Origin of the sequence: Vibrio satsumensis (genome assembly GCF_050337435.1) — a bacterium.
GTDB lineage: Bacteria > Pseudomonadota > Gammaproteobacteria > Enterobacterales > Vibrionaceae > Vibrio > Vibrio satsumensis.
Genome location: NZ_JAKJSX010000006.1, coordinates 155,868 through 171,576 on the forward strand (window position 1 = coordinate 155,868; position 15,709 = coordinate 171,576).

Annotated in this window: 11 protein-coding genes and 1 pseudogene; 2 read left to right on the forward strand and 10 right to left on the reverse strand. The window is 46.0% G+C overall.

All coding sequences use genetic code 11. The features are described from left to right. The first annotated feature begins 63 nt into the window (after nt 1-63). Nucleotides 64-1,011 carry an aldose 1-epimerase gene (locus tag L4C44_RS08215; protein WP_285954810.1) on the forward strand — a complete coding sequence of 316 codons (948 nt, stop codon included), beginning with the start codon at nt 64-66 and terminating at the stop codon, nt 1,009-1,011. Nucleotides 1,012-1,118: 107 nt separating this feature from the next. Here the strand turns inward: L4C44_RS08215 and L4C44_RS08220 are convergent, their stop codons facing one another. The 10 genes and pseudogenes from L4C44_RS08220 to L4C44_RS08265 form a co-directional block, all read right to left on the reverse strand. Further along, nucleotides 1,119-3,533, reverse strand: coding sequence for a glycoside hydrolase family 94 protein (locus L4C44_RS08220; protein ID WP_428804837.1), 2,415 nt, complete (start codon nt 3,531-3,533; stop codon nt 1,119-1,121). 108 nt (nt 3,534-3,641) lie between these two features. Beyond that, complete coding sequence (locus L4C44_RS08225; RefSeq protein WP_428804838.1) at nt 3,642-4,733, reverse strand: ABC transporter ATP-binding protein; 1,092 nt, start codon at nt 4,731-4,733, stop codon at nt 3,642-3,644. Further along, the gene (locus tag L4C44_RS08230; RefSeq protein WP_428804839.1) at nt 4,733-6,082 is read right to left on the reverse strand and encodes a GH1 family beta-glucosidase; all 1,350 of its coding nucleotides are present in this window, start codon (nt 6,080-6,082) and stop codon (nt 4,733-4,735) included. Before L4C44_RS08230 ends, L4C44_RS08225 begins: the two co-directional genes overlap by 1 nt. Before the next feature lie 17 nt (nt 6,083-6,099). Then, nucleotides 6,100-6,948, reverse strand: coding sequence for a carbohydrate ABC transporter permease (locus L4C44_RS08235; protein ID WP_017061568.1), 849 nt, complete (start codon nt 6,946-6,948; stop codon nt 6,100-6,102). A 46-nt stretch (nt 6,949-6,994) separates the two neighbouring features. After that, nucleotides 6,995-7,981: a carbohydrate ABC transporter permease gene (locus tag L4C44_RS08240; protein WP_017068577.1), complete on the reverse strand. Its 987-nt coding sequence runs from the start codon at nt 7,979-7,981 to the stop codon at nt 6,995-6,997. A gap of 67 nt (nt 7,982-8,048) precedes the next feature. Further along, nucleotides 8,049-9,296, reverse strand: a complete 1,248-nt coding sequence (locus L4C44_RS08245) for an ABC transporter substrate-binding protein (protein ID WP_060980939.1) — start codon at nt 9,294-9,296, stop codon at nt 8,049-8,051. An 18-nt stretch (nt 9,297-9,314) separates the two neighbouring features. Beyond that, entirely contained in the window at nt 9,315-10,322 is a 1,008-nt protein-coding gene (locus tag L4C44_RS08250) for a LacI family DNA-binding transcriptional regulator (protein WP_146492552.1), read from the reverse strand. A gap of 579 nt (nt 10,323-10,901) precedes the next feature. Then, a complete protein-coding gene (locus L4C44_RS08255; RefSeq protein WP_146492554.1) occupies nt 10,902-12,185 on the reverse strand; it encodes a carbohydrate porin in 1,284 nt (427 codons plus the stop codon). 372 nt (nt 12,186-12,557) lie between these two features. Continuing rightward, a pseudogene (locus tag L4C44_RS08260) lies at nt 12,558-12,770 on the reverse strand (prolyl oligopeptidase family serine peptidase); the annotation flags it as partial. A 62-nt stretch (nt 12,771-12,832) separates the two neighbouring features. Continuing rightward, a complete protein-coding gene (locus tag L4C44_RS08265) occupies nt 12,833-13,750 on the reverse strand; it encodes a LysR family transcriptional regulator (RefSeq protein WP_009846145.1) in 918 nt (305 codons plus the stop codon). Nucleotides 13,751-13,985: 235 nt separating this feature from the next. Here L4C44_RS08265 and L4C44_RS08270 point away from each other — a divergent pair, with 235 nt between their 5' ends. After that, on the forward strand, nt 13,986-15,692 hold the full coding sequence (locus L4C44_RS08270) for an L-lactate permease (protein WP_327784577.1): 1,707 nt from the start codon (nt 13,986-13,988) through the stop codon (nt 15,690-15,692). The last annotated feature ends 17 nt before the right edge of the window (nt 15,693-15,709 follow it).

Consider the following 15,709-nt stretch of genomic DNA (forward strand, 5'->3'; position numbering starts at 1 on the left):
TTAAAACCGCCATTGAATATTTTTTTCTTCTTGTTAATATCTTTAAAAAATGGAGACATCAACATGTTTAAAATTATAAATGAAAAATTTGGAAATATTGACTCTGTCACATTAATAAACCACCAGCATGGTATAGAACTTCAAATAATCAATGGGTTTGGTGCTGTTATAAATAAATACATTGTAAATAACAGTCCATTCTCTTTTATTTGTGGCTATCAGAATTATGATGAACTGATCAACCAACATCCGTTCTTTTCCCGCAGTGCTAAATTATTCCCTTTTCCAAACCGTTTAAACTTAGGTCGTTACAGTTTCGAAAACCAAAACCATCAACTCCCAGCTAACTTTCCTTGGTCAAATCACGCCGTACATGGCCTGCTCTACAACCAACCTTTTTCAATCAAAAACAGCGTAGCCAATGAAGAGTCAGCCAGTGTGACGCTGCAATATCAGACGTCATCTTTGCACCCTGCTTTCCCGTTCGCTTTTAACCTTGAAGTCACCTTCACTATCGACATCACAGGCAAGCTATCTTGCTCGACAACTGTCTCTAATTGTGGTGATTTCGCCTTCCCATTCGGTGATGCTTGGCACCCTTATTTCTCGCTCGGCACTGACTTGAAACAGTGTGGGCTTACCATGTCATCTTGTGCTGAGGTCATACACGAGAACGACCTACCTAATGGTGAAAAACAGGCTTTTGACCGTTTGTCTTTGGCTGATTCCCTAACGAATCAAAGCCTAAACCACTGCTTTGAATTTGATTCAAAGACAACTAACCAACTGACTTTCAAACGCTCAGATTCATCTGCCGAGATTCACTATCAACAAGATGCGAGCTACCCATTTGTTCAGCTGTACACCCCAACGAGTGAGCAAAGTATTGCAATAGAACCAATGACTTGCCCTGCCGATGCTTTCAATAACCAGATCGGCTTATTGACGCTTAGCCCGAACCAGTCTCAAACCTTCACTTGGCAATGCCAAGCTGCCTATCAACCAAAATAATCGAGCTAAACTAGAGCAACTGCTGAATGCGAAATCAGCCCCCCAGAGAACGCATTGCTAACGAAACGAAAGAGCAATAAAGGGCGCATAAAGCGCCCTTCTCTTTGTTAACCTAAAACCACTTCTACCGTGTGCTCGCCAGAGGTAAATACCGGTGCTTTGTTGCCTGAAATCAGATCACCATTGACCTTCATCTCAACCACGCCCTTACACACGTTATTCGGGTTCGTGACATGAATGTTGTATGTTGCACCGCGGAACTGACGACGGACTTTAAACTCAGGCCATTCAGCCGGAATACAAGGGTCCACCAGCAAGCCATCTACTTCAGGTCGAACACCCAGAATCCACTGCGTACCCGCAACGTATGTCCAAGATGAGGTACCAGACAACCATGCATTACGGCCTAAGCCGAACTGCTTATGTTCGTCACCCAAGATGTTTTGTGGGTAGCAGTAGGGTTCTGACTCAAAGGTATCAATGTCGTCGTTCTTAGAAGCCGGGTTAATTTGACGGTAGTACTCATAAGCACGCTCGCCATTGCCCATTTTCGCTTCTGCGATCATCACCCACGGGTTTGAATGCAGGAAAATACCGCCATTCTCTTTCGCACCCGGTGGATATGTCGAAACGCCACCTAGTTGCGGATCAAAGCCGTTGTAACCGGGTGTTGAAAGCTTGATGCCATTGGTTGTGTTCAGCTTGTTGTAAACCGAATCTAGCGCTTGCGTCGCACGTTCTTGAGTCGCGAAACCAGAAATCACAGGCCAGCTTTGACCATTAGTGTAGATCTGCCCTTGCTCGTTCTTGTGAGAACCAATCGGCAGGCCTTGCTCATCAAAGTAACGCACAAACCATTCGCCATCCCAACCGCACTCATTCACTGTGCTCTGCATCTGTTGGTACTGATCTTTAAACTTGGTTGTTAGCTTCGCTTCACCACGCAACTCACAAAGGTCCAGCATATCGAGCAGGGCTTTGCCGTACATGTTGGCTACCATCATCGACTCAGCACCCGTTGGCAGGTTCACCGTGTCATTCCAGTCAGCAAAACCTAATAACGGTAGGCCGTGCTCACCCGTATTGGTGTAGGTAAATTCAATTGCGCGGCACAAGTGATCCCACACGGTTCCCGTTTCAACTGGGTTGCCCGCTTTGTCTTTTTGGTAGAACGGGATCTCTTTGTTCAAGAAGTCTGCATTGCCCGTTTCTTTCACATATTGAGTCACCGCGTAAATGATCCACAGATGATCGTCACCGTAGTAATCCGGGCGATCTTCTTCTTCACGTGAGTCACCCGCGTTCGCTTCCATGGTCGATGGGAAGAACTGGTGCATCGCAGAACCGTTGGTGTTTTGCACAGATAACAGACGCTCAATGAACTCACGCGCCTCTTCTGGCATATGAGTAATAACGCCCAATGTATCTTGTGAAGAATCGCGGAAACCGATGCCACGTGCGCCATAGCCAAGCTGATACAGAGACAGGTAACGAGACCAGTTTTTAGTGGTGTGGCATTGACGTGGGTTGTGTACGTTAAGCATTGAGTTCATAGCAGGGTCTGGCGTTTCAACCTGAACCGCTTGTAGGTAAGAATCCCAGTGCTCAGCCAATTCAGCGAATGCCGAATCAACCACTTGATGGTCACGATATTTAGCCAATAGAGGCAATGCTGCTTCTAGGCTCTGTTCTTGCGCGATTTGTACAATCGTACGTTCTGTCTGCTCTGGAGATAACCAACCTAGACGTAGGTTAAGTGCACCAATGTTGTCGCCACGCAAACACTCGGTGTTGCCTAGTTCATCATTGTTTAGTGCTTCTGGCGCTGCCCATGTACCGTAGCCCAAATTACCTAGGAACGATTGGCGGTCACCATCAAAAGACGTCGCAGGGCGATCCGCTGTCATCAGGTTCACCGCGTAGTCACGCTTCATGAAGGCATACTGCTCAAGCACGGTATGACCCGACTCTTGTTGGTGCGCTTTCAATGTCATTGTTTGTGGAACCCAATCGGCATTCAATAACTGCTTAAGTGCATCAAAGTGTGTGAATTCGTACACAGGCACTACATCAACGTGCAGCGCTTTGTCTGAAATGTTGGTGACTTTGATGTCTTGCAACAAGACTTGGTCAGCTTTTGGCACGAAGAACGTCGCTTCACAACGCACACCAAACGCTTCTGCAATGATGGTGGTGTAAGACAAACCTGTGTGGTTTTCAAACTTATCAAGCGGCTTCAGAGTTGGAGTGTAGAAAGGTGAGAATATTTCTACGTTGCCCGCTTCATCACGTACTTTTAGGTACATGGTCGAACCTTTGAAATCTGAGTTTGGCAGTTGTGCAATGTACTTGGTAATACGGTTCAGTGCCGGGTCACCTTTGCACAACAACACGCCGCCGTTGCTATCTACAATGCCACCGAAATCTAATGTGCCCACATAGTTACACCATTTGATCGGTGTGCATGGCGTGGTTGCTACGTATTCTTTGTTTTTATCGTCAAAATATCCGAATTTCATCATCACTATCCCTAGCCCCTCCCAAATCAGGAGGAGCCAAAACAATTTGTCGTAAGTTGGTTGGTATCAGCTCGTTGGCTGACTTAAATTGACTGGCTAGCTCGTAATTGACTAGCTCGCTAGCGAGTTCTCACTCAGTGCATCGAACAAATGGAAAGCGTCCAAATCCAAGTAAAGTGTCAGCTCTTTCACGTCCACTTCAGCGGCTTGGGTTTCAACCATCAGCGGTTGACCACCAATTTCTGTTTTCAGAAGAATGCTTGCGCCCAGTAATTCCTTGTCGTTGATCTTCACAGGGAATGGCAGCACGCGGTCATGGTCGACTTGCTCAGCACGTAGGTGGATGTCTGTTGGACGAACACCAAAGTGAAGCGCTAGGTTTTTAGATGCCAGAGACTTAAAGCGCTCTGGCAGTGGGATATGAACATCGCCAAGTTCAACGAAGTATTCGCCTTCTTTTTCAATCAACTTAGCTTCCAACATGTTCATTGACGGGTTACCAATGAATTGCGCGACAAACTTGTTAGCTGGACGTTGGAACACCTCAGTTGGTGTACCCACTTGAGCAACATAACCATCTTTCAGAATCACGATGCGGTCTGCTAGCGTCATCGCTTCAATCTGGTCGTGTGTAACGTAGATCGTGGTGGTTTTCAGCTCGCGGTGTAGGTGTTTGATCTCTTCACGCATCACGCCACGAAGTTTTGCATCTAGGTTAGATAGCGGCTCATCAAACAAGAACACTTTCGGAGTACGAACCATCGCACGGCCCATAGCTACACGCTGACGCTGACCACCAGAAAGCTCTTTTGGCTTACGGTTTAGTAACGGGTCAAGCTCTAGCATTTTGGCGGCTTTTAGTACCTCTACGTCGATTTCCGCTTTCGGCATGCCTTTCAGTTTTAGTGCGAAGGCGATGTTCTCGTAAACCGTCATATGTGGGTAAAGAGCGTAGCTTTGGAATACCATCGCCAAATCACGGTCTTTAGCATCGACTTTGTTCATCAGCTTGCCGCCAACCACGATGTCACCAGAACTGATACTTTCAAGGCCAGCAAGCATGCGTAGCGTTGTCGATTTACCACAGCCAGATGGGCCAAGGAAAACCACGAATTCACCGTCTTCAACCGTAAAATCAAACTCTTTAACCACTTCAACATCACCGAATGATTTCTTGATGTTTTTGAATTCTACTTTAGCCATTATCTGTTCTCCTCAGCGCGCTCTTGAAGCATGTTTCGGTACGCAATTGCGCTCTGTTTCAGTGTTCTTTCTTGGGTGGTGTAATCAACATGGACAATGCCAAAACGCTGGCAGTAACCGAATGCCCACTCAAAGTTATCCATCAGGCTCCAAGCGAAGTAGCCATCGACTTTTACACCGGCTTCAACTGCGTTGTGAACCGCTTCGATATGACCTTGGAAATAACGAACGCGTTGCTCGTCCATCACTTGCCCATTTACACGCTCGTCGTTACCTGCTGCACCATTCTCAGTAATGTAAATTGGAGGTATGTTTTCGTAGCGAGCATCCAGTCTTACCAATAAATCGGTTAAGCCTTGTGGGTTAATTTCCCAGCCAATGTAAGTGTGTTCAGCGTCAGCCTGTTTCACTGATTCAATGTCGCCATTCTCGTTGAAGCGAGCGACATTACGTGTGTAATAGTTGATACCGATGTAATCGACCGGTGCGCTGATGATGTCTAAATCACCTTCAAGGATCATCGGCATGTTCATCGCTTGACGGTCTACGACTGGCTGTGGGTATTCACCTTTCAATACTGGGTCGATAAACCAGTGGTAGTTCTCTGCTTCACAGTAGTCTGCAGCGCCTTGATCTTGTGGCGTTAGCGGGTAAGCTGGAGTCGCGTTAAATACCACTCCATGCTTAGCATGAGGCGCATTCTTGCGAAGAATCGGCATTGCTAAACCATGACCTAGCATTAAATGGTGAGAAGCTAAGAAGCCCTCTTTCTCACCCTTGATACCCGGCGCATGTTCGCCCCAGCGGTAACCTAGGAACGCAGACACAAACGGTTCATTGAGCGTGGTGTATACGTCGATGGTATCGCCAAAATACTTGCTCACCACTTCTGCATATTCAGCGAATTTGTAAGATGTTTCTCGGTTTAACCAGCCGCCCTTGTCTTCAAGATATTGCGGAAGATCCCAGTGGTACAAAGTCACATACACTTTCATGCCACGAGCATGGCACTCGTCGATAATCTGACCGTAAAACTCAAGGCCTTGCTGGTTCACCACACCGTCTTGCGGCAGAATACGTGGCCATGCAATTGACAGGCGGTAAGCATCAACACCTAAACCTTGAATCATCTCGATATCTTGCTTCCACAAGTGGTAGTGGTCGCACGCCACATCACCACTGTCGCCGTTATCTACCTTACCTGGCGTCTTACAAAATGTGTCCCAGATAGACGGTGTACGACCGCCCTCTTCAACGCCGCCTTCAATTTGGTATGAAGATGTCGCGACACCGAATACAAATTCCTTACTGCGTAACTTTGAATCACTTGGAAGTTGAAATTTATTCATTGTTATAACCCTTAAACCTAACCTTTAACTGCGCCGGACGTTAAACCACTAATCATCTGTTTCGATGCGAACAGGTATGTAATCACGAGTGGTAAAATAGAAATTGTGGTACCTAGCATTACCGCGCCCCATGGCGTATTCGGAATACCTTGAACACTTCGTAGTGCTTGTGTGATGACGTAGTTGTCAGGGTTGTTCAGCACCACAAGAGGCTGCATAAACATGTTCCAGAAGAAGACGAACTGCACGATAGCGAGTGTTGCTAGTGCTGGTTTCATCAGTGGCAGTACCACACTCCAGTACGTTCTGAACTCACCTGCGCCATCCAGTTTCGCTGCTTCTAATAGCTCTTTAGGAATCGATGCAATTACGTGCTGACGCATCAAGAAGATACCAAATGGTGTGGTGGTAAACGGTAGCCATACCGCCATGTGGTTATCCAACAAGCCTAAGAATTTCACGATCATGAAGTAAGGGATCAAGCTAAGCACTGGCGGAATCGCCATTGAGCCAACCAGCATGCCGAACAACACGTTCTTACCGCGGAACTTAAACACAGCAAACGCGTAACCACCCATGCTACAAAACAGCAGCGAGATAGTGGTGCCTAAGAAAGCCACGTAAATCGAGTTAAACATCGCTTTCCAAAACGGCATGATTTCCAGCAGTTTTGCGTAGTTCACCATTAGGCTATCGCCAATCGCAAAGCTGATGCCCGAGCCGAAGATCTCCGAGCGGTCACGTGTTGAAAGCAGTGCTGACCACACAAACGGGAACACCGTAATGATTGCGGAAACAATCAGTAATATGCCGAGCATGACCATCAAGATCTTAGTCATGATGTACATGGTGCGTTCGCTTGGCATTAGGCCACTTAGTGGTGAAGTATTTGTCTTAATTGATGTCGACATCTTAATGTTCCCCTAAGCCTTTCTTACCGAAGAATAAAAATTGAACCAAGGTGCACGTTGCGATAAGTGCAAATAGAAGCCATGAAATCGCTGACGCTGTGCCCATTTCTAACCATTCCCAACCCACTTTGTAGAGGTACATAGAGATAGTTAGACCTGATTGCCCCGTACCACCTGTACCACGCGTTAGGACGAACGGTTCTTCAAACATTTGCAGGTTGCCGATGATGGTCATGGTGATAGCAAAGAAGATGAATGGGCGAATCATTGGTAGTGAAATGTTCCAAAAGCGGCGGAAGGCATTCGCACCGTCCATACGAGCAGCTTCTAAAATATCTTTAGGAATCGTCATTAAACCTGTGGTGTAAAGGACGATGTTAAAACCGGTGTATTTCCAGAAAACCATGATCGCGATAGACGGCTTCACCATAGTCGCATCGTCTAACCAACGGATTGGTTGAAAATCGTTAACCCAAGCAAATGCCCAACCAAACAGCGTGCTATCGGCCAGAGCCATTAGGGTTTGGTTAATAATTCCTGAGTTAGGAGAGTACATGTTGAAGAAAATCAGTGACGCTGCGACCGTTGATGTGATGAACGGTAGAAAGTACGCCGATGTTAGCCAGTGACGCATACGGTCACCCATTGAAACCAACATGTAAGCCACTGGAATAGCGACTAAGTGCTGAGCCACACCCGAAGTGATTGCTAGCCACAATGTGTTCTTTAACGAACGCCATAGCCACGGGTCAGTCAATGCAATGTGATAGTTCTCAAAACCAACGAACTGCATTGCGTCCATGCCCTGTACTGGGTTCCATTCGTGGAACGACAGGTAAACAGAGAACAACAGCGGGAAGATCCCAAATACAGAAAAAATGATCAGAAACGGCAGAAGGAATCCATACGGTGTAAGCGCTTTCAAATTCAGACGAGAAAAAAGGCTTTTGTCCGCAGGTTCTATCGTTGTGCTCGCTGTATGATTCATAGTAACGACCTCTTAAAAAAGGAAGCGCGTTACCCACGCTTCCTCACTTACTCAAAATAAAAACAAATTAAAGATTACGCGTACGACGCTTGATTAGACGCTCTGCCTCTTTCAATGCAGTCTCGATGTCCTTACCTTCATCAAGCACTTCCATCAATGCGTTCTCTAAAATTATAGAACGTGCTACATGGTCGCCTTGAGCTGGAGATACTGGTTTGATGTTCTGCGCCACTTCAGCAAATAGAAGACGCGCTTTCTGACCACCTAGGAATTCCATCTCTTCTTGGAACAACTCATCGTCATACGTAGTTACGTTCGCAGGAAAAGCAGCAATCGTTTCAAAGTGCTTAAGTTGAACTTCACGGTCAGTCGTCATGTATTCAATAAGAGCCCAAGCTTCATCTGGGTTATCTGATTGAGTTGGAATTGAAAGGAATGAACCGCCCCAGCTGCCGTAGATGCCATCAGGTAGGTTTTCTACTGCCCATTTACCTTTGGTTTCAGGAGCAATCCAGTTATTTAGGTGACCAAGTAACCAAGCGCCAGAAAGTTGAGTTGCAAATGTGCCGTTGCGGAAGCCTTCGTACCATTCGTTAGACCAAGCCAGGATGCGACCATCTAAACCTTTGTCACGGATCTCTTTTGCTACTTCAAAAGCGTGAACAAAACGCTCTGATGTCACAACTGGGTTGCCATCTTTATCGAAGTAAAGACCTTCACCTTCAGGAACCGTTGTGAAGATAATTGCCTGTGCAACGTCTGCCGCTGAAGCAATAAGTTGTACGTTTTGCTCTTTCAGTTTTTCACCGGCAGCGATGTATGAATCCCAATCTTTGATAGCTTCTTCTACATCAATGCCCGCTTTTTCGAATACGTCGGTACGGTAATACATAACACCTGGACCAAGATCGACAGGAATGCCGTACATGTCGCCGTCAGCGCCTTTACCTTGCGCCCATGCGTAAGGTGCGAATCGCTCTTCGTATTTATCCGCACCGTAGTTTTCAGATAAGTTTACTAGACCACCAGAGCCAACGAATGGACCGATTTTCTCAACGTCGACAACAATCACATCACCAGCACCCGAGCCAGTAGCCAAGTTGGTAGTTAGCTTGGTGTGGTGGTCACCGTGGTTGTTCATAAGGTAATCAACTTTAATCCCTGTTTCCTTTTCGAAATCAGGCAGTAACACCTTCAGGCTGCTATCGAAATCAGGGAAGCCGTCGAAACGAATCTCTTTGTCAGCCGCATTAACAGCCGTTGTACCTAATCCTAAAGCAACCGCGCACGAGAGCGCTAAGGTCTTAAATTTCATGTTCTATCCTTAATGTTTTTATAGGGTAACGAGTAAATCCGATACCGAGTTTCTTGTGACCAACGTCGGCAGCAATTTAAAGTTCACGTCATGTTTGATTTTTTTAAGCTTCTGTAGAGTAAGCTGTACGGCTTCAACGCTCATCTCTTCAATAGGGAAATTAATGGTGGTCAAACTAGGGGTCAGATAGCGCGCGAAGATGGTGTTATCGAAGCCCACCAGTGATACATCTTTTGGAACAGACAGCCCCTCTTGATGCAGCACCTCAAAGGCACCGAATGCCATGTGATCATTCGAAGCAAATACTGCTGTGAAATGACACTTACGATTAATCAGCTTCTTCATAGCACTGATACCAGTCTCTTCAGTAAAGCCCGCTTCCGAGACTAAAGCTTCATCGTAAGGCACACCCGCTTCTTCCAAGGCCTTTCGATACCCCTGCAAACGCCCCCTAGCGTCTGCTTTATCTAAAGGCCCGGTAATACACGCGATATCTGTATGTCCCTTTTGCAAAAGATATTGAGTAGCGAGCAGCCCCCCGACTTCGTTATCAATATCAATACAACTCATCGCCATTTCTGGGATGAAGCGGTTAATTAAAACCACAGGGGTCCCCTGTTCTTCCAATTCAATTAAATAATCATCACTGAGCAGTTGAGTGTGAAGAATCAAAGCATCAACACGACGCCCCAACAAAAACTCCACCGACTCGCGCTGCCCTTGTTCGGTGTTCGAGCCCGCCGCAACAACAGCGTGGTAACCAAAGCGGCGTAGGTTTTCTTCTATACTGTGCAAAATGCCCGAATAGAAAGAACCGCCCAGCTCTGGAACAACAACGCCAACACTACCGGTACGACTTGACGCCAAAGCTTGTGCGATAGAGTTCGGGCGATAACCCAACTCCTTGATCGCTTTTTCAACCTTTAACTTCTTGTCATGACTCACTCTACTAGTGCCATTAATGACCCTAGACACTGTCGCCTGAGACACACCTGCATGTTCTGATACGTGTTTAATTGTCGCCACTCGAACCTCGATACTTCATTAGCTTGTAACCGCTTACAAAACGATTATTAAAGAATTAAGTCTAAGTAGAAGTGAGTGACATCACACTAAACCTCGAGCTAAAAAGGCCAGTTATGGAAATCATGAAAGCGCTTACAGATTACCTTCACGCCATGAAACTGTTTCATGGATTCATGAATCCACATTTAGTCAATTTTGTTAAAAGCCTTAGTTCAATAAAGGGATTTCAACACATCTATTGGCGTATCAAATACGATTGATATCTAGTATTTCCCATTATCGAGGCTATTGATATGCAGGGGCCACGGCGAGATAAATTAAAATAATATGAAACGAGGTATTGAAGATGTCATGGAGGGTAGAGGGAGAGGCAATCCCAAATGATAGAACAGATATTCAAGACGAAAAAAGGGCACAAAGAATGTGCCCAAGAATGGAGTTATATAACGTGCCCTAATCAATCTGCCTTTAGGGCTAAAATGGACAGTATTTACGTACTATTGAAACGCATGGATATTCGAAAGCATGGCTCTTTGAAAATATGCCGAATTCAAAGAGCTGCGCTTTCTATATCGGTGATTACCACCAAGCTTCAAACATTGCGCCGAACGACAATGTATCAACATTAGTTGTCTTCACTGTGTTGCCTTTCGTTTCTACATCACCCACGGTTGTGTAGAAGCGAAGCATTGGACGGCTCCAAGGTAAACCACCTAGAGAAACGTTTTGAGACAGGGTTACTTTCCACGCGTTCTCTTCACCGTCGTCATCGTAATCAACCATGCCGTAGCCCGCTTCTAGCCATGTAGAGTGAACATCATCCCATTGGTATTGTGGACGAACGATACCAGCGTATTCCGTATTCTCGCGGTCTAGATCAGAACCAGAGTTGTCTTTGTACGACACTAAGTAATCGATGATGAAGTTGTCTGTCGCTGCATAGCTACCTTCAACGCTTGCATACAAAGTCTGGTAGTCACCTTTCAGGTCATATACTGACGAATCAGCACCGTCACCATACTTAACAACCAACTTGTTAGACTCACCCAAGCCTAAGGTCGCACCCAATAGGTATGCCGTTTCATCACTAACTTTTGGCTCACCTGCTACATCAGCTTCATCTGAAGCAAAGCCGTAGTTCGCATACAGATCTAGGTTACCGATACCAGCGTTGATGCTGTGCAGTTTTGCGGTCACAGCGTATCGACCGTTGTCGTTAACCAAACCACCTTTAACTTGGCCAACAAAGCCCATGTCTAACTTAGCACCACCGAAGTCGAAGTTGTTAAAACCAGCACCTTGACCATCGTGTGTCATCCAGAAGTAATCGTTCAAACCTTGTTGCGGACGTTGATGGAAGTCACGACCAGCCCACATGTAAAGCTCAGGCTGACTTTCAAAGACATTGGTTACACCAGCGTACATTTTTTTCATGCTTAGGCCACCGTCATCAGCCCATGCGTCTGCTTCCCAGTGGTCAGCCATGAATACGATGTCCCAGATAGCGCCGTTATCTGCTTGGAAAAGCTTAGCTAACTGAACTTCACCACCGTTAGCTTCGTTACCTAAACGACCAACAGAACGACCTGTTGTACCTATGTCTACGTAACGCTCATCACCACTTTTGTAGTGAGCGCCGTAACGAGCATAACCAGAGAAGACGATACCGTCTGGTACATTGGTTTCTGCAGTCAGAACCGCTTGTTGTTGATCATCAACATACTTGATATCACCAACTTGAGATTCCAGCTCTTGGATTCGCTGTTCCAGAGCGGCAAGATCCGTTTCTGCAGCAAAAGAAGAGATTGAAGCAAGCGAAGCCGCCACTGCGACCGTTATTGGCAAAAGCTTAAATTTTTGCATTGTAATTCCCTATTATTTTTTTGAGTTTTCATCGAACAGGGAAATATTAAGCAATGAAAGCGTTGAAAAGTTGGTCGCTGTTCACACTGATAAATTAGGTCGAGAGCCATGAAACTTTTAGAAAAACCACACCCAAAACTATTAATTTAATATCAGAAACTTAGAACATAAAGTGCGTGAAATATCAGCTTGAAATCGCTTTCATTTCATCAATAATGGCGGGGTCTATCACGGAAAGCAGTGTGTGAAAATGAGGGAAATATGGTGCAGTTTTGACTGGTTTTCATGTATATGAAAAGCCTCAAAATCTATCATCAATTTTGAGGCTTTCTAGTTATCGTCAAATATCTATTTTAGATGATTCAGATACCCCTACGGCATATCAAGAGACTCAACGCCCATGTTGAACAGGGTAAATGCATAGATATCTGCAGTAAGATCGATAGCTTTACTCAATGGCATTCCAGCACCGTGACCCGCATTAATATCAATACGAATCATCACAGGTGCGCCACCTTCGTGCTTGTCTTGCAGCTCAGCGATGAACTTATAAGAGTGTACAGATACCACGCAGTTGTCATGCTCCTTCTTTTATATGCTATAACGCTATGACTCTACTCATCAAAACATGGCGAAAACTCATAACATTAAAAATAGTGTGAAATCGTCAGATAACGAGTTCTGATGTGTTCAATCAATAACTTAATCTTATTGGGAGGCTGGCGCGTAAAGGGGTACACCGCATAAATACCCAACTTCTTGCCCACCAAGTCAGGGAAGATATCCACCAGCTGACCATTGCGAATATCGTGATAAACCAGACAGCGCGGCACGTACGCAACGCCATGTCCACCCAGCGCTGCTTTTCTTAATGCCGTCGCGTTGTCAGTCGAGAAAGAGCCCGAGACACGCACAATGTACTTATCGTTGTCGGTACAACCATCTTTACTGTGCAGGAACTGCCATTCGCTAGCACCCGTTGTTTGATACGCATATTGCAAACAATTATGCTCAACTAAGTCTTTGGGCTGCATTGGTTTGCCATTCTTGGCGATATACGAGGGCGAGGCACACACCACCCATTGAGAATCCAATATGTGTCGCGCAATCAAGCTGGAGTCTTCTAGGTATCCGGTTCTAATCACCAAGTCGAGACCATCCTCAACCAGATCGACAAAGCGATTGTTTAGAGACATATCGACCGTTAAACCTGGGTGCATGTTACAAAACTCGGCAACAGCGTCTGCGAGTATCAAATCTCCGGAGATAGTAGGCACTGACATTTTGATATGACCACTCACATTTTCACCAAAGCCTGAAACTGCGTCCATAGCCTCTTGAGCTGCCTGCTTCACATTTTTGGCTCCGTGTAACATTGCCTTGCCTGCTTCGGTCAGCGTCAATTTACGCGTAGTTCGATATAATAATTGCACGCCAATCTCTTCTTCCAAACGCGCAATCCTCTTACTAACTACCGAATTTGTAAGGTTATTTTGCTCTGCCACCTTACTAAAACTACCCAGCTCTACTACCTGTGAAAACAGGATCAAATCATCTGCCCGCATCTGATTATGCCAATTTTGGAATTAATTATTTTCATTATTTCCCTATATCAATAAAAAATAAAGGGGTAAATTCACGCCAAATTAACAAAACAATTACAAAAGAGTCATTCCAATTACAAGATTCGCACCTAAATGGTTCCCGCTTAAGAGGCCAATAGCGATTCGAATGATGACAACCCATAACGTGTTATTTACTTCAAACATGAACGTTTGAAATCAGTACGAGGAAGTACCCATGAGTGAAACTCTACTAGCTCTATTGGCCTTTTCACCAATAGTTGTTGCAGCGATTCTACTGGTTGGCCTGAACTGGCCAGCGAAAAAAGCGATGCCAGTGGCATTTGCACTAACCGTTGCTATTGCCCTATTTGCTTGGGATATGTCTGGCACTCGCGTGCTGGCTTCTGTATTCCAAGGCTTCGGCATTACCGTGTCGGTTCTCTGGATTGTGTTCGGCGCCATCTTCTTATTAAACACTTTGAAGCACACCGGAGCTATCACCACTATTCGTAACGGCTTCACGGATATATCCGCTGACCGTCGCGTTCAGGCTATCATCATCGCTTGGTGTTTTGGTTCATTTATCGAAGGCGCATCTGGCTTCGGTACACCTGCTGCAATTGCCGCTCCGCTACTGGTTGCTATCGGCTTCCCAGCGCTTGCTGCGGTACTTATGGGCATGATGATCCAATCTACGCCAGTATCATTCGGCGCGGTTGGTACACCAATCATTGTTGGTGTGAACAAAGGCTTAGACACGCACAACATCGGTGAAAGCCTGATTGCTCATGGTTCTACTTGGGATGCTTACCTGCAACAGATCACGTCAAGCGTTGCGCTGATTCATGCTTCTGTTGGGGTGATGATGCCAGTGCTAATGGCGATGATGCTAACTCGCTTCTTCGGTAAGAACAAAAGCTGGACTGAAGGTTTAGATATCCTACCGTTCGCACTGTTCGCGGGTGCTGCTTTCACTATTCCTTACGCACTGACTGGTGTCTTCCTAGGCGCAGAATTCCCATCATTGATTGGTGGTCTGGTTGGCCTAGCAATTGTCGTTACTGCAGCAAAACGTGGCTTCCTAGTTCCAAAATCAAAATGGGATTTTGAAAGCGAAGACAAATGGCCAGCAGAGTGGCTAGGTTCTCTGAAAATCGATCTAGACGACACTCATTCAAACAGTAAGCAAGGTCATAAGAAAATGAGCATGGCGATGGCATGGGCACCTTACGTGCTGCTCGCTGTGACTCTGGTTGCTAGCCGTGTGAGCCCTGAGTTCAAAGGCCTGCTTAAGAGCGTTAGCCTTTCTTTCAGCAACATCCTTGGCGAGACAGGCGTAAGCACCGCAATTCAACCTCTGTATCTACCTGGCGGCATCTTGGTATTCGTCGCGCTAGTTGCGGTTCTAATGCAATCTCGCAGTGCTGCTCCGCTGGCTAAAGCTTTTGGTGAATCAAGCAAGACTCTGATTGGCGCTGGCTTTGTGTTGGTGTTCACCATCCCAATGGTTCGTATCTTCATTAACTCTGGTGTTAACGGCGCTGATTTAGCAAGTATGCCAGTAACCACTGCCAACTTCGCAGCTGACCTAGTCGGCGGCGCATTCCCAGCGCTGAGTGCAACAGTTGGTGCGCTAGGTGCCTTCATTGCAGGTTCGAACACCGTTTCAAACATGATGTTCAGCCAATTCCAGTTCGAAGTAGCACAAACTCTGACTATCTCTAGTGCGGTGGTTGTGGCTCTGCAAGCCGTTGGTGCAGCAGCAGGTAACATGATTGCGATTCACAACGTGGTAGCCGCATCAGCGACCGTAGGTTTGTTAGGACGAGAAGGTGCAACACTACGTAAGACAATCATCCCAACGTTCTACTACTTGGTGATGACAGGAATCATCGGCCTAGTGGTTATCTACGGCTTCAAAATGACAGACGCACTTATGTAAACCATAAGTCGTTACAA